This window comes from Actinomadura craniellae (assembly GCF_003289645.1).
Taxonomy (GTDB): Bacteria; Actinomycetota; Actinomycetes; order Streptosporangiales; family Streptosporangiaceae; genus Actinomadura_D; species Actinomadura_D craniellae.
The window spans coordinates 419,548-437,004 of sequence record NZ_QLYX01000001.1 but is presented as its reverse complement, the minus strand read 5'-3'; the positions used below and the strand labels follow the sequence as shown (position 1 = coordinate 437,004).

The 17,457-nt window shown below is 70.4% G+C and carries 18 protein-coding genes; 7 read left to right on the top strand and 11 right to left on the bottom strand.

The window, feature by feature from the left end:
- Positions 1-127: 127 nt before the first annotated feature.
- Complete coding sequence (locus tag DPM19_RS01885) at positions 128-502, top strand: PadR family transcriptional regulator (RefSeq protein WP_111862988.1); 375 nt, start codon at positions 128-130, stop codon at positions 500-502.
- The gene (locus tag DPM19_RS01880; protein WP_199484781.1) at positions 499-1,869 is read left to right on the top strand and encodes a permease prefix domain 1-containing protein; all 1,371 of its coding nucleotides are present in this window, start codon (positions 499-501) and stop codon (positions 1,867-1,869) included. The genes DPM19_RS01885 and DPM19_RS01880 overlap by 4 nt, the downstream gene beginning before the upstream one ends.
- A 91-nt stretch (positions 1,870-1,960) precedes the next feature.
- Here DPM19_RS01880 and DPM19_RS01875 read toward each other — a convergent pair whose 3' ends face one another.
- The 9 genes from DPM19_RS01875 to DPM19_RS01835 all read right to left on the bottom strand — a co-directional run bounded on the left by DPM19_RS01875 (position 1,961) and on the right by DPM19_RS01835 (position 9,706).
- Entirely contained in the window at positions 1,961-2,281 is a 321-nt protein-coding gene (locus tag DPM19_RS01875; RefSeq protein WP_111862986.1) for a DUF4286 family protein, read from the bottom strand.
- Between the two features lie 59 nt (positions 2,282-2,340).
- The gene (locus DPM19_RS01870; protein ID WP_111862985.1) at positions 2,341-3,582 is read right to left on the bottom strand and encodes a metal-dependent hydrolase family protein; all 1,242 of its coding nucleotides are present in this window, start codon (positions 3,580-3,582) and stop codon (positions 2,341-2,343) included.
- Positions 3,579-3,914, bottom strand: coding sequence for a hypothetical protein (locus tag DPM19_RS01865; RefSeq protein ID WP_111862984.1), 336 nt, complete (start codon positions 3,912-3,914; stop codon positions 3,579-3,581). The genes DPM19_RS01870 and DPM19_RS01865 overlap by 4 nt, the downstream gene beginning before the upstream one ends.
- A 5-nt stretch (positions 3,915-3,919) precedes the next feature.
- Positions 3,920-5,185, bottom strand: coding sequence for an aromatic ring-hydroxylating oxygenase subunit alpha (locus tag DPM19_RS01860; protein ID WP_111862983.1), 1,266 nt, complete (start codon positions 5,183-5,185; stop codon positions 3,920-3,922).
- 59 nt (positions 5,186-5,244) lie between these two features.
- Complete coding sequence (locus tag DPM19_RS01855) at positions 5,245-6,087, bottom strand: TauD/TfdA dioxygenase family protein (RefSeq protein WP_111862982.1); 843 nt, start codon at positions 6,085-6,087, stop codon at positions 5,245-5,247.
- Between the two features lie 46 nt (positions 6,088-6,133).
- The gene (locus DPM19_RS01850) at positions 6,134-6,469 is read right to left on the bottom strand and encodes a hypothetical protein (RefSeq protein ID WP_111862981.1); all 336 of its coding nucleotides are present in this window, start codon (positions 6,467-6,469) and stop codon (positions 6,134-6,136) included.
- Between the two features lie 5 nt (positions 6,470-6,474).
- Positions 6,475-7,731 (bottom strand): aromatic ring-hydroxylating oxygenase subunit alpha, encoded by a 1,257-nt coding sequence (locus tag DPM19_RS01845; protein WP_111862980.1) that lies wholly within the window; start codon positions 7,729-7,731, stop codon positions 6,475-6,477.
- 75 nt (positions 7,732-7,806) lie between these two features.
- Positions 7,807-8,550: an SDR family NAD(P)-dependent oxidoreductase gene (locus DPM19_RS01840; protein WP_111863343.1), complete on the bottom strand. Its 744-nt coding sequence runs from the start codon at positions 8,548-8,550 to the stop codon at positions 7,807-7,809.
- 97 nt (positions 8,551-8,647) lie between these two features.
- A complete protein-coding gene (locus tag DPM19_RS01835) occupies positions 8,648-9,706 on the bottom strand; it encodes a ferredoxin--NADP reductase (RefSeq protein WP_111862979.1) in 1,059 nt (352 codons plus the stop codon).
- 472 nt (positions 9,707-10,178) lie between these two features.
- Here DPM19_RS01835 and DPM19_RS01830 point away from each other — a divergent pair, with 472 nt between their 5' ends.
- Entirely contained in the window at positions 10,179-10,784 is a 606-nt protein-coding gene (locus tag DPM19_RS01830) for a TetR/AcrR family transcriptional regulator (protein ID WP_111862978.1), read from the top strand.
- A 14-nt stretch (positions 10,785-10,798) separates the two neighbouring features.
- Here DPM19_RS01830 and DPM19_RS01825 read toward each other — a convergent pair whose 3' ends face one another.
- Positions 10,799-11,620 (bottom strand): acyl-CoA thioesterase domain-containing protein, encoded by an 822-nt coding sequence (locus DPM19_RS01825; protein ID WP_111862977.1) that lies wholly within the window; start codon positions 11,618-11,620, stop codon positions 10,799-10,801.
- A gap of 1 nt (position 11,621) precedes the next feature.
- Positions 11,622-12,257 carry a TetR/AcrR family transcriptional regulator gene (locus DPM19_RS01820; RefSeq protein ID WP_111862976.1) on the bottom strand — a complete coding sequence of 212 codons (636 nt, stop codon included), beginning with the start codon at positions 12,255-12,257 and terminating at the stop codon, positions 11,622-11,624.
- Positions 12,258-12,403: 146 nt separating this feature from the next.
- On the opposite strand from DPM19_RS01820, the gene DPM19_RS01815 reads away from it, so the two are divergent.
- Genes DPM19_RS01815 through DPM19_RS01800 form a run of 4 tightly spaced genes read left to right on the top strand, consistent with a single transcriptional unit; the run spans position 12,404 to position 17,445 of the window.
- A complete protein-coding gene (locus DPM19_RS01815) occupies positions 12,404-13,699 on the top strand; it encodes a cytochrome P450 (protein ID WP_111862975.1) in 1,296 nt (431 codons plus the stop codon).
- A 10-nt stretch (positions 13,700-13,709) separates the two neighbouring features.
- Positions 13,710-15,257, top strand: a complete 1,548-nt coding sequence (locus DPM19_RS01810) for an AMP-binding protein (RefSeq protein ID WP_111862974.1) — start codon at positions 13,710-13,712, stop codon at positions 15,255-15,257.
- An 11-nt stretch (positions 15,258-15,268) separates the two neighbouring features.
- Positions 15,269-16,288, top strand: coding sequence for an acyl-CoA dehydrogenase family protein (locus tag DPM19_RS01805; protein WP_111862973.1), 1,020 nt, complete (start codon positions 15,269-15,271; stop codon positions 16,286-16,288).
- Complete coding sequence (locus tag DPM19_RS01800) at positions 16,288-17,445, top strand: acyl-CoA dehydrogenase family protein (RefSeq protein WP_111862972.1); 1,158 nt, start codon at positions 16,288-16,290, stop codon at positions 17,443-17,445. Before DPM19_RS01805 ends, DPM19_RS01800 begins: the two co-directional genes overlap by 1 nt.
- The last annotated feature ends 12 nt before the right edge of the window (positions 17,446-17,457 follow it).

Genomic DNA, 17,457 nt, shown 5'->3' with positions numbered 1-17,457 from the left:
GATGTGTAGCACAGTAAGCCATCGCTTGCGTCCCGGCCGCCGGCGGGTGCGCGTCCGCCTAGTCGGGGATTGTGCGATTGAATACCTAGAACTACTATGCATCACAGTTCTAGGGTTAGGAGGTCGGATGCGCATCACCAAGGACCTCGTCGCCGCCTCGGCGACGCCGCTCGTGCTGGGGATCCTCGCGGAGGGCGAGAGCTACGGCTACGCAATCCTCAAGCAGGTCAACGAGCTGTCGGGCGGGCAGCTGGAGTGGACCGACGGTCTGCTCTACCCGCTGCTGCACCGCCTGGAGCGGCTCGGCCACGTCGAGGCGTCCTGGCAGACCCCACCGGAGGGACGCCGCCGCAAGTACTACCGCATCACCGAACAGGGCCTGGCCGAGCTCGCCGAGCAGCGCCGCCAGTGGGCCGCGGTCGTCGACGCCCTGCGGGGCGTCTGGAACTCCACCCAGGCCATCCAGCCGATCACGGCACCGGCATGGGAGGGGGGACGATGACCATCGCCGGCGACAGCGAACTGGAAGGCCAGATCGCCGAGTGGCGGGCCTACGTGCACCGCCGCCGGGAAATGCACAGCACCGACGCCGAGGAGCTGGAAGACCACCTGCGTAACCGGATCACCGAGCTGACCGAATCGGGCCTGCGCGCCGACGAGGCGTTCCTCATCGCCGTCAAGCGCATGGGCACCCTCGACGAGCTGTCCCGGGAGTTCGCCCGCGAGCACTCCGAACGGCTGTGGAAGCAGCTCGTGCTGGCCAAGGAGCCGAGCGCGCCGGCCGCCGCCCGCTCCCGTCGCGAACTGCCCGTCATGCTGCTCTGCGCGGCCGTCGCGGCGCTCGCGGTCAAGGTGCCGAGCCTGTTCGGGGTCGACATCGCAGACGACGACGGCAGCTTCTACGTGCGGAACATGAGCCTCTTCGTGCTGCCGCCCCTGGCCGCCTACTTCGTGTGGCAGCGCCGGGTCGGTCCTCGCGTCATCGGGGCGCTCGCGGCGCTGTTCGTGCTCGGCGCGATCGCCGCGAACGCGTACCCGCTGGACGACGGCTCGCAGAGCCTCGCGATCACGGCGATCCACCTGCCGCTCGCGCTGTGGCTGGTCGTCGGCGTCGCCTACACGGGCGGCGACTGGCGCTCGGACCGGCGGCGGATGGACTTCGTCCGGTTCAGCGGGGAGTGGCTGATCTACCTCAACCTCCTCGGCGCGGGCGGCGGCATGCTCATGGCCTTCACGGCCGGCACCTTCAACGCCATCGGCCTCGACGCCGAGGAGTTCATCGGATCGTGGCTGGCGCCCTGCGGCTTCGCAGCCGCGGTCATCGTGTCGGCCTGGCTGGTGGAGGCCAAGCAGAGCGTCATCGAGAACATGGCGCCGGTGCTGACCCGCGTCTTCACCCCGCTGTTCGCGGCCACCCTGCTAGCCTTCCTGGTCGCCGTCGCCTGGACCAACAACGGCATCGACGTCGAGCGCGACGCGCTCATCCTCTTCGACCTGCTGCTCGTCGTCGTGCTGGGCCTGCTGCTGTACTCCATCTCCGCCCGCGACCTCACGGCCCCGCCCGGCTTCTTCGACCGCATGCAACTCGCGCTCGTCGTCAGCGCCCTGGTCATCGACGCCCTGGTGCTGCTGGCGATCACCGGCCGGATCACCGAATGGGGCTTCACCCCCAACAAGACCGCGGCGCTGGGCGAGAACATCATCCTGCTCGCCAACCTGGCGTGGTCGGCCTGGCTGCTCCTCGGCTTCGTGCGCGGCCGGATGCCCTTCGCCCACCTGGAACGCTGGCAGACCCGCTACATGGTCGTGTACGCCGCCTGGGCCTGGACGGTCGTCCTCACCTTCCCGCCGCTGTTCGACTTCGCCTGAGCCGGGCCCGGTGCGCCGGTCACCGGCGCACCGGGCCGGGCAGCCCGCCCGGCGGCTCGATCGGGGCCGCCGCGCCGCGGCAAGGGCCGGGTCAGGGGGTGTACGCGGTGATCTCCCGGTAGAAGCGGATCGTGGGGGGCGGGTCGAGTTGCACGCCCACGGGTGCGGAGATCCCGCCCGCCTTGGTGGCCTCGGCGAGCTTCGCCTGCGCCGTCTCGACGTCATCCGCCTCGATCTCGTAGATCGCGATGAACGGGCCATCGTCGCCGAGCGGGGCGAACCTGCGAGCCGAGACGAACCCGTCGACGGCCACGATCTCCTGCACGTGCGTCTCGTCGTACCACCGGTGGAAATCGGCCAGTTGCTCCGGTGAGCTCGGGCGCGACTCGACGTAGAGAATTCCCCTGGGCATTCGCCGGGCTCCTTCTATGGAGGTCGTCGGGTGGGGGCGGGGCCGGGTCTCGGCCCGGTTCAGTCGTTCTTGTAGATCTGGCCGTCCTTCATCACGAACCGGACATCCTGAACGGCCGTGATGTCCTGGGACGGGTCGCCGGGCACCGCGATGATGTCAGCCAGCAGGCCGGGGGCCAGGCGGCCCCGGTCGTCGGCGTCGATCAGTTCGGCACTGGTGACGGTCGCGGCGCGCAGGGCCTGCATCGGGGTCATGCCGCGGTCGACCAGGGCCCAGAGCTCCTTGGCGTTGTGCCCGTGCGGGATCGCGGGGGCGTCGGTGCCGCAGGCGATCTTCACTCCGGCCTCGATGGCCTTACCCAGCGTTCGCCGAGCCCGGGGGAAGACCTCCGCGGCCTTTCTCTGCAGTGCGGGGGGCGCCTTGGAGAGGTCGAGCCCCTCCGACAGGTAGCTCGTGGGAACGAGGAACGTGCCGTGGTCGACCATCAGCTGGATCGTCTCATCGCTGGCGAGCGAACCGTGTTCGATGCAGTCCACCCCGGCACGGATGCAAGCCCTGATCCCGGCGTCGCCGTGGGCATGGGCGGCCACTTTGATCCCCGCACGATGCGCCTCGTCGACGATCGCCGCAAGTTCCTCGTCGGAGTACTGCTGCGCGCCGGCGGTGGTGCCGTGGGACATCACCCCGCCGGACGCCGAGATCTTGATGACCCCCGCGCCGTGCTTGATCTGGTAGCGGACCGCCCTGCGCACCTCGGGGACGCCGTTGGCGATGCCCTCCTCGACGCTCAACGGCATGATGTGCGGTGCGAGCCGCTGGAACATCGTGGGGTCGAGGTGCCCGCCGGTGGGCGTGATGGCGTGGCCGGCCGCCACGATCCGCGGGCCCGCGGCCCAGCCCTGGTCGATCGCCCGGGCCAGGTCGACGTCGAGCAGGTAGCCGCCCGTCTTCACCATCAGCCCGAGGTTGCGCACCGTGGTGAACCCGGCGAGGAGCGTCGTCCTGGCGTTCACCGTCGCCCGCAACGTGCGGTAGACCGGGTCGTCCTGCACGCCGTGCAGCGGGTTCGGCAGGCCCGTCGGGTTGTCGGGCCCGCCGATGAGCAGGTTGATCTCCATGTCCATCAGGCCGGGCAGCAGGGTCAGGTCGCCCAGGTCGATCTCGGTCGCGGCGGTGGGCGGCTCGGCGGGGTTCAGCGCGGTGATGCGCCCTCCCTCCACCACGACCACCGCCGGCGACCGGACCCGTCCGGCGTCGACGTCGACCCAGCGCCCGGCCCGCAGGACGATCGCGTCGGTCATGGGACGGGTTCGATGAGGCAGTCCAGCATGGCCGCGCCCGTGTCGGGGACCCGCTGCTGGCCCCATGCCTCCACGCAGAACGACACATTGATCATCGAGTACAGCAGGTGCAGCAGGTTGAGCGCGTCCTCGGGCATGGCGTCCAGCGGGAACCGGTCGCAGTGCGCGATCGCCGCCTCGGCCCGCGACACGACCGCGTCGTAGAACGCCTGGATGTCCTGCATCGACGTGGCGAGACGCTTTCCGTAACGCTCGGTCTCGGTCGCCAGGCACCAGTCCGCCGCGTACGGCTCCAGGTCGGCGAACTCGGCGGGCAGCAGGCTGTCGGCCATGTCCGTCACACCTCCGTGTGGTTCTTCTTGTAGTCCTCGACCCAGTCGGCCGCGACCTTGTGCAGGTGCCGGCAGAGGATCTCCTGGTCGTTCAGCGGGAAGTGGGTGACCGCCCGGGACTCCAGCGACATCTGCGTCGCCTCGAGCGTGTTGCCGTCCTGCAGCCCGTACTCCTTGAAGGTCACCGCGGCCATCTCGTGGGCCACCCGCTCCCGGGCGTTCCTGGCCGGCACGAAGTAGAGGTTGCCCTCGAACGTGTGCGTGTTGTACGAGGTCGGCCAGTACTGGTAGGTGAGGTACCAGCCTCCCGACCAGATCAGGATCACGAAGTTCGGCCACAGCTGGAACGAGTCCAGGCCCCAGGGGTCGCAGCCCGCCGGGTTGAGCCCGGGGGGCATCTCGCCGAGTTCCGGCCCGTCCCAGGGGCCGAACAGCCCGCTGCGGGTGATGTCCTCCATCGGTTTGCGCATGTCCGAGGCCAGTTCCCAGGCCACGATGCCCGACGTGCTGACCAGCCGGTGCGGACCGTCGAGCTGGTAGTGCGGCGCCTCGAAACCCGACTGCTGGGCCGCCGTCGAGAACTTCGCCGGCGTCTGCTTAGCGTGCAGGACAGGGGCGTGGTAGAACTCCTGGAAAGCGTCCATGTAGAGCTTCCAGTTGGCGCCGACCTCCGCGCGGTAGTAGAAGCGCTCGGTCATTTTGTCGAAGGGGTAGCCGTCGAGTGCGGTGACCATCGGGCCGAGGAAGTCGTGCAGTGACTGCTCGGGTTCCCTGGCCAGGTTGACGAAGATGAACCCCGCCCACACCTCGCAGTGCACCGGGACCAGACCGAAGTCCTCCTTGTCCAGGTCGAAGAACTCACCCTCCTGCTGAACGAAGTTCAGCGCACCGTCCAGGCCATACCGCCACCCGTGGTACTTGCAGGTGAACTGACGACAAAAACCCGAGGTCTCCTCCCCCGGAAACTCATCCCACACCAGCTTGTTCCCCCGATGCCGACACACATTGAAAAAAGCACGCACCCCACCCCCACCATCACGCACCACCACCACCGAAGTCCGGGCAACCCGAACCTCCTTGGTGAAGTAACTCCCCTTCCGCGGCAACTGCTCCACCCGACCCACATTCAGCCAGGCCCGCCGGAAAATCGCCTCCCGCTCCAACTCATAAAACTCCGGCGAGATGGAGTCCTCGTACGACACCGGCGCGGTGCCCAACTCCGGGTAGTGCTCCGTCCAGCTTCCTTCGGGCGGCTTGGGCAGACGGGACATGCCTGTACTCCTTCGTGAGGTTCAGCGGTGGGGGTGATGGGGCTTCGCCCGCTCATCGGTCACTGGATCGGTTCGTCGCCCAGCACCGTCGTGCGGAGCATCTCCCGGGGCGAGTCGGGCTCGTAGGGCGCCGCGCGATGGATGACGCCCCGGTTGTCCCAGATCACCGTGTCGCCCACCGACCACTCGTGGCGGTACACCCGTTCGGGCTCGGTGCACCGGTCGAGCAGGCCGTCGAGCACCACCCGGCTCTCCTCGTGGTCCATGCCCACGACCCGGTCGGCGGAGGCACCGAGCACCAGGGAACGGCGGCCGGACCGGTGGGTCCAGACCAGCGGGTGTTCCTTGACGGGGCGCCGCCGCCACGCGGCCAGTTGCTCCGGTGTGGGCTCGGGCGTCACCGAGCGCTGCGACGCCTCCAGGGAGTGCACGACGCGCAGGTCGGCGAACCGCTTCCTCTCCTCGTCGGTCAGGTCGTCGTAGGCCCGGTAGGTGCTGGCGAACTCGGTCTCACCCCCCGCGGCGGCCACGGCCCGGGCCGTGAGCATCGTGGCCGACTGCGGGTAGGCGTCGTCCTCCGGGGTGCACCCGTCGATGTGCCAGTCGAAGGTGGCGCGCAGGTAGGCGGCGGAGGAGTTCTTCGTGGTGTCGAGACTGACCCGGTAGATGCCCGCGACCGGATGGTGCCCGGGCGAGGTGTCCACGTCCCCGAGCCTGCGGCAGAACGCCACCTGGGTCTCCGCGTCGAGGTGCAGGTTCCGGAACACCAGCACGCCGTGCGCTTCGAGCGCGTCCATGACCGCGGCGGGCAGGGCGCCGTCGGACAGCATCCGGTCGCGGTCGACGCCGACGACCTCGGCGCCGACGTCCCGGCCGAGCTTCCGCACTGTGATCACTGCCATGGTGCCGCTCCTCCCTGTCCTCTTCCGGGCCGTCGCGGTCGGCCGGTCACGGAACCGGCTCCCGCACGCGTTCGATCTCGGCGTCGGCGGCGTCGACCGCCTTGGGCTGGTGGAAGATCTCGATCGACATGGAGACCATGACCAGCGAGTACACGAGCTGCAACAGCCGCCGGGCGTCCTCGGGAAGGGCGTCGAGGGGGAACGTGTCGCAGTGGGCGACGGCCTCCTCCAGCCGGGGGAAGAAGGCGTCGTAGAAGGTCCGCATCTCCTCCATGGAACTGGCCATGCGCCGGGCGTACCGTTCGGTCTCCGTGGCGAGGCACCAGGTCCCGGCGAAGGGTTCGAGTTCGGCGAACCCGGCGGGCAGCAGGCGGTCGGTCATCTTCCTCACACCTCCGCGTGGTTCTTCTGGTAGTCGGCGACCCAGTCGGCGACCACCTTGTGGAAGTGCCGGACCAGCACTTCCTGGTCGTTGAGTGGGAACCGGTCGAGCACTCCGGACTCCAGCGCGGTCTGCGTGCCGGTGAGCATGCCGGCGTCCTGGAGCGCGAATTCCTTGAACACGACCGCCGCCACCTCGTGCTCCACCCGTTCCTGCACCGTGGTGGCGGGCTGGAAGCAGAGCATCGCCTCGAAGTGGTGGGTGTTGTGCGAGGTCGGCCAGTAGCGGTAGAGGAGGTACCAGCCGCGATAGATCAGGATCTCCAGGTTGGGGAAGATCTGGAAGTTGTCGATGCCCCAGGGGTCGATGCGGCCCGGGTTGAGTCCCGGGGGCGGCTCGCCGATCTCCGGCGACTCCCAGGGGCCGACCAGGCCGCTGCGGGTGGCCCGCTCGATGGGATACATGTACTCGGGCGGCAGGGTCCAGCGGCGGGCGCCGCCGGTGCTGACCACGCGGTGCGGGCCGTCCAGTTGGAAGTGCGCGCACTCGAAACCCGACCCTGGCGTGCGCACCTCGATCGGGACCTGCTGCGGATGCAGGGCGGGCACGTGGTAGTACTCCTGGAAGGCGTCAGCGAAGATCTTCCAGTTGCTTCTGTTGTCGGCCCGGAAGACGTACCACTCGGTCATTTTGTCGAAGGGGTAGCCGTCGAGTGCGGTGACCATCGGGCCGAGGAAGTCGTGCAGTGACTGCTCGGGTTCCCTGGCCAGGTTGACGAAGATGAACCCCGCCCACACCTCGCAGTGCACCGGGACCAGACCGAAGTCCTCCTTGTCCAGGTCGAAGAACTCACCCTCCTGCTGAACGAAGTTCAGCGCACCGTCCAGGCCATACCGCCACCCGTGGTACTTGCAGGTGAACTGACGACAAAAACCCGAGGTCTCCTCCCCCGGAAACTCATCCCACACCAGCTTGTTCCCCCGATGCCGACACACATTGAAAAAAGCACGCACCCCACCCCCACCATCACGCACCACCACCACCGAAGTCCGGGCAACCCGAACCTCCTTGGTGAAGTAACTCCCCTTCCGCGGCAACTGCTCCACCCGACCCACATTCAGCCAGGCCCGCCGAAAAATCGCCTCCCGCTCCAACTCATAAAACTCCGGCGAAACAGAATCCTCGAAGGAGATCAGCCCTGTTCCGATCTCCGGGTAATGCTCCGTCCAGCTTCCTTCAGCCGGTTTCGGCCAACGCGCCATGGTCGTTCCTCCATTCCGGGTGGCTCGGACGTGGTTCAGCGGGAAAAGGTGCGGGGCACCGCGCCGGGGCGGTGCTCATATCACCGCCCCGCCGTTGACTCCGAGCACTTGGCCGGTGATGTAGCCGGCCTCCTCGGAGCAGAGGAAGGCGCACGCCGCGGCGATGTCGTCGCCCGTCCCGAGATGGCCGACCGGGATCGCCTTCGCCATGACCTCGCTGCCGGGCAGGTGACCCGCCGCCTGGGAGCTGCGGGACATCGGGGTGTCGATGCCCGACGGCGGGATGGTGTTCACCGTGATGCCGAACCCGGCGTACTCCCGTGCCAGTGCCTTCGTCATGGCGATGACGGCGCCCTTGGACGCCGTGTAGTGGACCATGCCGGGCGAGCCGCGCTGCGCGCTCGACGACGAGATCGTGACGATGCGCCCCCACCCGGCCGCCAGCATGTCCGGGACGGCTGCCTGGACGCAGTGGAAGGTGCCGGTCAGGTTGACCTCGAGGACCCGGTCCCACGACTCGGGCGTGATGTCGGTGAAGGAGTCGAACGCCACCAGCCCGGCGCTCGTGACGAGGATCTCCACCGGGCCGAGCCCGGCACGGACCTCGCGCAACGCCTCCTCGACCGCCGGCCGGTCGGTGACGTCCGCCTCGCATGCCAGCGCCCGCGCGCCGGCCGCCCGGAGTTCCGCGCAGGCCCGCCGCACGGCCGGGCCGTCGACGTCCATGACGGCGACCTGATGACCGCGCCGGGCGAGATGGTGGCAGATGGACAGCCCCATTCCCGACGCGCCGCCCGTCACCACGGCCACCCGCTTCATGCGGACCCCGCCGCGAGCCGGGGCCGTGCGGCGGGGCCGCACGCCGGAAGGCACCTGGTGCGGTGCCCTGGTGAGCTTGTCACGGGGGCGTTCTCCTCTACTCGTAGACGACATGCACGGACGGACCGGTCGGCACGGCCTGGCAGGTGAGCACCCATCCCTCGGCCACCTCCTCCGGGGTCAGCGCCTCGTTGTTGCGCATCGAGGCCGCGCCCTCGACGACCCGGGCCATGCAGGTCGCGCAGCTTCCGGACTCGCACGACGAGGGCGGTCGCAGCCCCAGGAAGCGCGCCGTCTGCAGGATCGTGGAACCGTGGCGGTGATCTCCGGTGACGGTGTCGCGGCCGATCCGGACGGTGACCCGTACGGGCGCCGCCGCTTCGGCGGAGGGCTCCACGGGCCCGGCCGGATCCAGCGGGGTGAACCTCTCGATGTGGATGCGGTCGGTGCCGACCCCGGCGGCCAGCAAGGTGCGCTCCACCAGTTCCATGAACGGCTCGGGACCGCAGAGGTAGAACTCGGCGTCACCCGCGGAGTCGAGGAGGGGGCGGATCTCGCCTTCCCGGACGAGGCCGGAGTCGGCGTCGTGGTGGTGTGTCACCGCCAGTTGGTCCCCGTACCGCTCGGCCAGTTCCGCCAGTTCCGCGCCGAAGATGACCGAATCCCGATCCCGGTTCGCGTACAGGAGCCGCACCCGCCGTGACGAGGTCGCCAGCGCGGTCTTCACGATGGAGAACACCGGGGTGATGCCGCTGCCGCCGGCGAAGGCGACGACGTCGCGCTCGACCTCGCCCAGGACGAAGGCCCCGGCCGGGACGGTCGCCTCGATCTCGTCCCCCGGCTGGAGGGTGTCGTTCATCCAGTTCGAGACGACCCCGCCGGACACCCGCTTGACGGTCACCCGAACCTGATCGTCGATCGCGGGCGAAGACGACATCGAGTAGGACCGCAGATGCGTCCGGCCGTCCAGTTCCAGGCGGAAGGTCAGGAACTGACCGGCCTGATAAATGTACTTGTCGGCAAGTTCGGCAGGTATCTCGAACACGAACGATCTGGCGTCCGCGGTCTCGCGTACCGCCCGGACCACCCGCAGCGCATGGACCCCGCGGTCGCGCGGCGATCCGGCCGGCCGGCGGGCCACGTCACTGCGCTGCATCACGGGCACCGGCCGCCGGCGACACGACCGCTTTCCCTCGGAAAAGGTGCAGGGCGCGAACTCGAAGCGCGAACTCTCCCCCGCAATGGCCCTCCGCAGGGCAGCATGAACTCACGGCAAAACCACTCCCGACTCGACTCCGAAAACACTGCACATCGCCCGGCTCTCCGATCTTCACCAGAGGCGCCGGACCACTCTTTTACAATGATCTCCTAAGTAATTAATCGACTGATTAATAGATCTTCTATGACATTGATCCGGTGACTGTCAAGGGGCGGCGTCGAAGGGCATCGACCACCGAAGGTGCCCATCCGATGACGTATCACCACATCGAGCACGTGGCAGGGGTGCCGGATGCCGCACCCGGACGGCGAACCGGCGTGCGCGGCCGCCAGCCGCCCGCCGGGGGCGAGGTGGGAGAATGCCGCCCGGAACGGGGCGTGGGCCGTCCCGCCGACGGAGGTAGTACGCCATGGGATCGGGCCAGGGGAGCGGCACAGAGAGTTCGAAGACCCGCACCGCCATCCTCGACGCGGCCGAGCAGCTCATGATGGAGCAGGGTTACGCCGCGGTGAGCTCCCGGCGGGTGGCCGACCGGGCCGGCGTGAACTCAGCAATGGTGTATTACCACTTCGGCACCATGGACGACCTGTTCATCGCGCTGTTCCGGCGCGGGGCCGACCAGAGCTTCGAGCGGCAGGCCCGGGCGCTGTCCTCCGCCCAGCCGCTGTGGGCCCTGTGGGAGTCGATACACGACCAGTCCCACACGGCGCTCACGATGGAGTTCATCGCGCTGGCCAACCACCGCAAGGCGATCCGCAGCGAGATCTCCAAGTACTCCCGGCGATTCCGCACGATGCAGCTCGACGCAGTGTCCAAGTTGCTGGAGGGCTACGGGATCGGCCCGGACATCTGCTCGCCCATCACCATGATCCTGATGCTGTCCGGCATCTCCCGCTTCCTGCTGATGGAGGAGGCGTTCGATCTCTTCACCGGCCACGAGGAGACCATCGCCCTCGTCGAGAAACACCTCCGCGACATCGAGGGTGAACGGCAGTCCGGCCCCGGCGCGGGCTGAGACGACCGGGCCGGTCAGCCCGCGCGCTGCCGGTCCTCGACGACGAGCGCCTGCGCGGACTGCCCGAGCCGTCCCGCGGAGTCGTAGAGGGTGGCCATGCTGAAGCCGCAGCCGTTGGGCTGGACCACGCCCGTGCTCGTCAGGCCGATCCAGGGCCCGGCCGGTTCCCGCGCGACGTGCAGGCTCAGCTCCGCGTTCATGAAAGTCCACCTGCCGTAGGGCAGCCGCACGTTCGTCGCGGTGGACGCGTAGTCCGCCGCGGCCGCGACCCGGGCGATCCCGGGGGTCGGTTCACCGGCGACGACCGGCACGAGCAGGTTGACCCAGAGGCCGGTGCTCCCCGGCTCCGGCGCCGGCGACTTCAGCCCGCGCATGGACACCGCGCCGCTGTCGAAGCACTCCCAGCCGACGGCCTCGCTGACACCCGGCCGGGGGCGGCTCAGGTCCGGCACCGGCACTCCGGCGAACGGGTCGGGGTGGTCGAGCGCCCCCTCGGGCAGGTCGAGTTCGGTCCGGCGCACCGCCACGCACTGGGCGCGGGCCACCGGCGCGTCGTCCGCGAGCAGCGTGACGGTCTGCCGGACCACCCGCTGACCGCCCTCGGGCGCCGTCACGGCCAGGGCCATCGGGGCGTTGGGGACGGGCGCCAGCAGGTCGAAGGTGATGCGCGCGGGGGTCCGCCCTGGTACGTCGATCGCGCTCGCGAGCAGCGCCGCGACGGCGGCGCCGTGCAGCGCGTCCGGGCGCCAGGGGCCGCGGGCGTGGTCGGTGGGGACGACCAGGCGGCCGTCGCGTTCGAACAGCGCGCGGCTGGGCGCCGCGTTCTCGGCGGTCATGTCAGGACACCACCGGCGAGTCGTCCGTGATGCCTGAGACGGCGGCGGCGATGACCCCGGGCGCGAGCCAGCGCCGCAGGAAGCCCCGGAGTTCCGTTTCGGTGCGTTCCGGGTCGCCCGGGTCGATGAGGAACGACTGGATGGTGCGCAGGGTCCACTCGATCAGCTCGTCCATCTGCTTGGGGCCGATCCCCGAGGCGTCCCAGGCCACCGCCGTCTGTTCGAGGAGGGTCCGGCCGATGTCGCGGGCCGGCTGCGAGGTCACGCTCCGCAGCAGCGAGTGGCCGCGCCCGGCGTCCAGCAGCAGCCGCAGGTACGGTTCCGCCGGGATCTGGTGGATCGTGTAGGTGATCGCCTCGACCAGTGCTTCGCCGGGGTCAGTGACGGGGTGGAGCCGGCGCGCGAGCCGCGCCAGGAAGGGCTGCGTCCCGTCCAGCGCCGCGGCGATCAGCAGTGCCTCCGTGCTCGGGAAGTACCGGTAGACGGTCTGCCGGCTGATCCCGAGGGCCGCCGCGACGTGGGCGATGGTGGTGGTGCCGCCGTGCTCCGCGACGCACCGGTGCGTCGCGTTCTTGATCCTGAGGATCGCTTCCTCGTCACCCGCAGGAGGTGATCCTCCCCATCCGTGTGTGCGCACCCGGTCAACATAACCACTTCTTGACAGGACACGAAAGTAAAAGTGTACTGTCGGGCAGTGTGACAGGTCACACGACGAGTCGCTGTGATCCACACCGTCCTCTGCCGAGGAACACCCCCGGAACGGCAACCGAACGGACGTGACGGATGGACGAAGTCCAGCAACCCCAGACGGTTCCCGAAGGTGCGGCCCGTGTCGCGGACCTCTGCGACGTCGATCTCTCGCTCCCCACGACGTACCTGGCGGGCCCGCCGCACGCCGCGTTCGACCTCCTGCGCGCGGCGGCACCGGTGGCCTGGCAGGACGAGCGGCCGGTCGAGCACCGGGCGAGCGCGGCCTCCAGCGGCCTGCCCGCCCCGCCGTCACCGGGTTTCTGGGCGGTCACCAGCCACGAGCTGGTGCACCAGGTCTCCCGGCAGCCGGCCGTCTTCTCCTCCTACCTGGGCGGCGTCCAACTGTTCACCGCCGACGAGATCACGCTCGCCGGCCTGCGGCTGATGATGCTCTTCATGGACCCGCCGGAGCACTCCCGGATGCGGAAGATCGTCTTCCCGTCGTTCTCGTCCCGCGCGGTCGACGCCCTGCGCAGGACCGTCGAATCCCAGGCCCGCCAGATCGCCGAGGGCCTCGCCGGCGCCGGATCGGTGGACCTCGTCCCGAGCGTCTCGATGGAACTCCCGACGCGCATCCTGGGCGCGCTGCTCGGGATGCCCGAGGAGGACCACCACCTCATCGTGAAGTGGTCCGACGCCCTGATCGGCTTCGAGGACGCCGAACTCGCCGGCGACCCCACGGGGTCCGTCGCGATGTTCACGGAGCTCATGGACTACGGCCGGCGGATCGCGGCCGAGCGCCGCGCGAACCCCGGCGACGACATCATGTCGCACATCGCCAACGCCGAGGTCGAGGGCGAACGGCTCACCGACGACGAGTTCTGCATGTTCTGGCTGCTGCTCATCATCGCCGGCAACGAGACCACCCGGAACTCGCTGTCCGGAGCGGTCATCGCGCTCCAGGAGCACGGGCTGTGGGGCGAGCTGGCCCAGGCCCCGGAACTCCTGGCCGGCGGCACCGACGAGCTGGTCCGGTACGTCTCCCCGGTGATGCAGTTCCGCCGCACCGCGACCAGGGACGTCGAGCTCGGCGGCCAGCACATCCGGGCCGGTGACAAGGTCGTCGTCTGGTACACGGCCGCCAACCGCGACCCCGCGGTGTTCGACCGCCCGCACGACCTGGTCCTCTCCCGCGACCCCAACCCGCACCTGGCGTTCGGCATCGGCCCGCACTTCTGCCTCGGCTCCCGCCTGGCCAAGCTCGAAATATCCACCATGCTGACCGAACTGCTCACCCGGTATCCCGGGCTCCGCCTCGACGGCGAGTTCCGGCGCAGCACGTCGAGCTTCATCGCCGGCGTGGAATCCCTGCCGGTCACGCTGAGCTGAGGGGCCGGCCATGCGAACCAGCGCCGCCGTCCAGGCCCTCCCCCACGCCGGAACCGACCCCGACCGGCTCGCCGTCGTCTGCGACTCCGGCGAGTCGCTGACCTACGGGGAGCTCGCCGACCGCGCGTCCCGGCTGGCCGGCGCGCTACGCCTGCGCGGCCTCCAGGTCGGGGACGTCGTCGCGATCGTCTCGGAGAACGCGCCCGCCTACCTGGAGATGACGTGGGCCTGCCGGCTCGCGGGGCTGTACCACGTCACCGTGAACAGTCACCTGGGCGTCGCCGAGATCGCCTACATCCTCGACGACTCGGGCGCCCGGGCCGTGCTGGCCTCGGCGAACCTCGCGGTCCACGCGGAGCTGACGGCCGGGCGCGCCCCCAAGGTCGAGCACCGGCTGCTGCGCGGCGGCGCGCACCCGGACTGGGACGACTACGAGGCCGTGCTCGCAAGCGCCCCGCACTACGAGCGCGACACCGACCTCGAAGGGGACCTCCTCCAGTACTCCTCCGGGACGACCGGCCGGCCCAAGGGCATCCGGCGCCCGCTCCGCCTCGCGCCCCGGTCGCCGGAGGAGGACACGTTCACGTTCCTCGTCGGGCTGATCGGGGTCGACCGGTCCTCGGTCTACCTGTGCCCCGCGCCGCTCCACCACTCCGCCCCGATCATCTGGACGATGGCGGTGCTCCGGCTCGGCGGCACCGTCGTGCTGATGACCAGGTTCGACCCGCACGGCGCGCTGCGGCTGATCCAGGAGCACCGGGTGACGCACGGGCAGTTCGTGCCCACGATGTTCACCCGCATGCTCAAGCTGGACCAGCGGGAACGGCACGGCTACGACGTCTCCAGTCTGCGGGGGGTCGTGCACGCCGCCGCGCCCTGCCCCGTCGAGGTGAAGCGGGCCATGATCGACTGGTGGGGGCCGATCGTCCACGAGTACTGGTCGTCCTCCGAGGGGGCCGGCTTCACCTTCATCACCCCCGCCGAGTGGCTCGAACGCCCCGGCTCGGTGGGCCGATCGCTGCTGGGCCCCCTGCACATCTGCGACGCCGACGGGCGGGAGCTGCCCACCGGCGAGACGGGCGTGATCTGGGCCGAGGTCCCCACCGGCTTCACCTACCTCAACGACCCGGAGAAGGACGCGCAGACGACCAGCCCGGAGGGCTGGCGCAGCGTGGGCGACATCGGGCGGATCGACGGCGACGGTTACCTCTACCTGACCGACCGCGCATCATTCATGATCATCTCTGGCGGGGTGAACATCTACCCCCAGGAGGCGGAGAACGCCCTCATCGAACACCCGCGGGTGTACGACGCCGCGGTCGTCGGGCTGCCCGACGACGACCTCGGTGAGATCGCCGTCGCGGTCGTCCGGCCCGTCGATCCCGCCGCGGCCGGGCCCGCGCTCGCGGCCGAACTGGCGGACTGGTGCACCGCCCGGCTGGCCCGCTACAAGTGCCCGCGCCGCATCCGGTTCGCCGACGAGCTACCGCGTTCGGACACCGGCAAGCTGTTCAAGCGCGAACTGCGCGACCGCCTCCTGCGCGACCCCGAGGGCTGAGGAGGCGTTCGATGGATCTGGCGCTCGATCCCGAGGACGAGGAGATGGTGGCGGTCCTGGCCGCCCTGCTGTCCAAGGAGTCCTCGACCGACCGCGTCCGGGCCGCCGAGGGCCTCGGCTTCGACCCCGCGCTGTGGGCGGCGCTGCACGGGCTCGGCGTACCGGAGCTCGCGCTCGGCCCCGACGCCGCCACGGCCGGGCGGCTCGTGCTGATCGCCGAGCAGGCCGGCCGCCATCTCGCCAGCGCCCCGGTCGTCGAGACCCTGGTGACCGCCAGGCTGCTCGGGCGGTGCGGCGGCCCGGCCGCCGACGCGCTCGCGGCCCGGTGCGCGGCCGGGGCGATCGCGACCCTGGTGCCGCACCCCACCGGCGCGGCGCGGGCGGAACTCGTCCCCGCGGGCGCGGTGGCGGAGATCGTCCTGCGCTACGACGGGGACGCGCTCACCGCCGTCCTGGCCGACCCGCCGCTGCGCGCGGCGCCCAACCTCGGCGACCTGCCCCTCGCCGACCGCGACCTGACGGCGGGCCCGGTCGAACCGCTCGCCCGGGGCGGGCGGGCGCGGGAGGCGTTCGAGGACGCGCGGCGGGACTGGCAGCTGCTGACCGCCGCACAGCTGGTCGGGCTGGCGGCCCGGGCCCTGGAACTCGGCGTCGAGTACGTGCGCGAACGCCAGGTGTTCGGCCGTCCCGTCGGCGCGTTCCAGACCGTCGCGCACACGCTGGCCGACCACGCGACGGCCGTCGACGGGGCGCGGCTGCTGGTGCGGGAGGCCGCGTGGGCCGCCGACGTGCACGACCCCCGGGCCGCCGCCCTGACGAGCATGGCGTTCTGCTTCGCCGCCGACCAGGCCGTCGCCGTCGCCGGCGACAGCCTGCACTACCACGGCGGTTACGGCTTCACGCTCGACTACGACATCCAGCTGTACTACCGGCGCGCGCGGGCCCACCCGCTCGTCTGGGGTCCGGTGCAGCGCGAGTACCAGCGCCTCGCCGACCGGCTCTTCGGCGCGGCCGGAGGAGGAGCACCCTGATGGACTTCGGTCTCGGCGCCGAGAGCGAGGCCTTCCGGGCGGAGGTCGCCGCGTTCCTCGACGAGCACCTGACGCCACGGGTGCGCGAGCGCGTCCGGCGCAGCGGTTCGATGCACGACTGGCCGCTGCACCGCGCGCTCGCGGAGCGGGGCTGGCTGGCCGCGGGCTGGCCGAAGGAGTACGGCGGCCAGGGGCGCAGCCCGCTGGAGCTCATGGCCATGCGGGAGGAACTGAAGAAACGGCACGCGCCCACCGAGGGCATGGGCATGACGATGCTCGTGGCGCGCACGATCCTCGCCACCGGGACGGAGCGGATGCGCGCCGAGGTCATCCCGCGCGCGATCAACGGCGAGATCCTGATCTGCCTCGGCTACACCGAGCCCCAGGGCGGCTCGGACGTGGCGTCCGCGCGCACCCGGGCGGACCGGGACGGGGACGGGTGGGTCGTCAACGGCCAGAAGGTCTTCACGACCCTGGCCGAGGAGGCCCACTACGTCTTCCTGCTCACCCGCACGAACACCGAGGTCGCCAAGCACCGCGGGCTCACCGTGTTCCTCGTCCCCATGGACACCCCCGGCATCGAGGTCCATCCGATCCGCACGCTCGGCGGCGAACGCACGAACACCGTCCACTACACCGACGTCCGGGTGCCCGACAGCGCCCGCGTGGGCGCCGTCGACGGCGGCTGGGACGTCCTCATGACGGCCCTGACCCACGAGCGCAGCGGCATCGGCGACGACTCGCGGCTGCTCCACGAGCTCGTCCGGGCGGCCCGCGACACCGGCGCGGCGCACTCGGCGTCGATCGACGACCCGGTGGTGCGCGACCGGCTGGCCCGGCTCGCCATCGACGTCGAGGTCGCCAAGCTGCTGGGCCGGCGCAGCTGCTGGATCGAGGCGACCGGCGGGACCCCGACCGTCGAGTCGTCGATGCACAAGCTCTTCCACGCCGAGTCGCGGGTGCGGTTCTCCGCCGTGATGCTCGACCTCCTCGGCCCGCAGGGCCTGCGCGAGGTCGGCGACCCCCGGGCCGTGGCCGGCGGCGCCTTCGTGGAGGAGTTCCGGCACGCCGTCATCATGCCGATCTGGGGCGGGTCCAGCGAGGTACAGCGCCGCATCATCGCCGAGCGCGGCCTCGGGCTCCCCCGCTCGCCGTGAGAACCGCTCCGG

Bases quoted from the DNA above. Each gene is read 5' to 3' on its own strand.
- DPM19_RS01840 (WP_111863343.1), bottom strand. From the start codon at position 8,550: ATGAAGCGGGTGGCCGTGGTGACGGGCGGCGCGTCGGGAATGGGGCTG.
- DPM19_RS01845 (WP_111862980.1), bottom strand. From the start codon at position 7,731: ATGGCGCGTTGGCCGAAACCGGCTGAAGGAAGCTGGACGGAGCATTAC.
- DPM19_RS01830 (WP_111862978.1), top strand. From the start codon at position 10,179: ATGGGATCGGGCCAGGGGAGCGGCACAGAGAGTTCGAAGACCCGCACC.
- DPM19_RS01870 (WP_111862985.1), bottom strand. From the start codon at position 3,582: ATGACCGACGCGATCGTCCTGCGGGCCGGGCGCTGGGTCGACGTCGAC.
- DPM19_RS01805 (WP_111862973.1), top strand. From the start codon at position 15,269: ATGGATCTGGCGCTCGATCCCGAGGACGAGGAGATGGTGGCGGTCCTG.
- DPM19_RS01885 (WP_111862988.1), top strand. From the start codon at position 128: ATGCGCATCACCAAGGACCTCGTCGCCGCCTCGGCGACGCCGCTCGTG.
- DPM19_RS01850 (WP_111862981.1), bottom strand. From the start codon at position 6,469: ATGACCGACCGCCTGCTGCCCGCCGGGTTCGCCGAACTCGAACCCTTC.
- DPM19_RS01825 (WP_111862977.1), bottom strand. From the start codon at position 11,620: ATGACCGCCGAGAACGCGGCGCCCAGCCGCGCGCTGTTCGAACGCGAC.
- DPM19_RS01815 (WP_111862975.1), top strand. From the start codon at position 12,404: ATGGACGAAGTCCAGCAACCCCAGACGGTTCCCGAAGGTGCGGCCCGT.
- DPM19_RS01800 (WP_111862972.1), top strand. From the start codon at position 16,288: ATGGACTTCGGTCTCGGCGCCGAGAGCGAGGCCTTCCGGGCGGAGGTC.
- DPM19_RS01810 (WP_111862974.1), top strand. From the start codon at position 13,710: ATGCGAACCAGCGCCGCCGTCCAGGCCCTCCCCCACGCCGGAACCGAC.
- DPM19_RS01855 (WP_111862982.1), bottom strand. From the start codon at position 6,087: ATGGCAGTGATCACAGTGCGGAAGCTCGGCCGGGACGTCGGCGCCGAG.
- DPM19_RS01835 (WP_111862979.1), bottom strand. From the start codon at position 9,706: ATGCAGCGCAGTGACGTGGCCCGCCGGCCGGCCGGATCGCCGCGCGAC.
- DPM19_RS01880 (WP_199484781.1), top strand. From the start codon at position 499: ATGACCATCGCCGGCGACAGCGAACTGGAAGGCCAGATCGCCGAGTGG.
- DPM19_RS01875 (WP_111862986.1), bottom strand. From the start codon at position 2,281: ATGCCCAGGGGAATTCTCTACGTCGAGTCGCGCCCGAGCTCACCGGAG.
- DPM19_RS01860 (WP_111862983.1), bottom strand. From the start codon at position 5,185: ATGTCCCGTCTGCCCAAGCCGCCCGAAGGAAGCTGGACGGAGCACTAC.
- DPM19_RS01865 (WP_111862984.1), bottom strand. From the start codon at position 3,914: ATGGCCGACAGCCTGCTGCCCGCCGAGTTCGCCGACCTGGAGCCGTAC.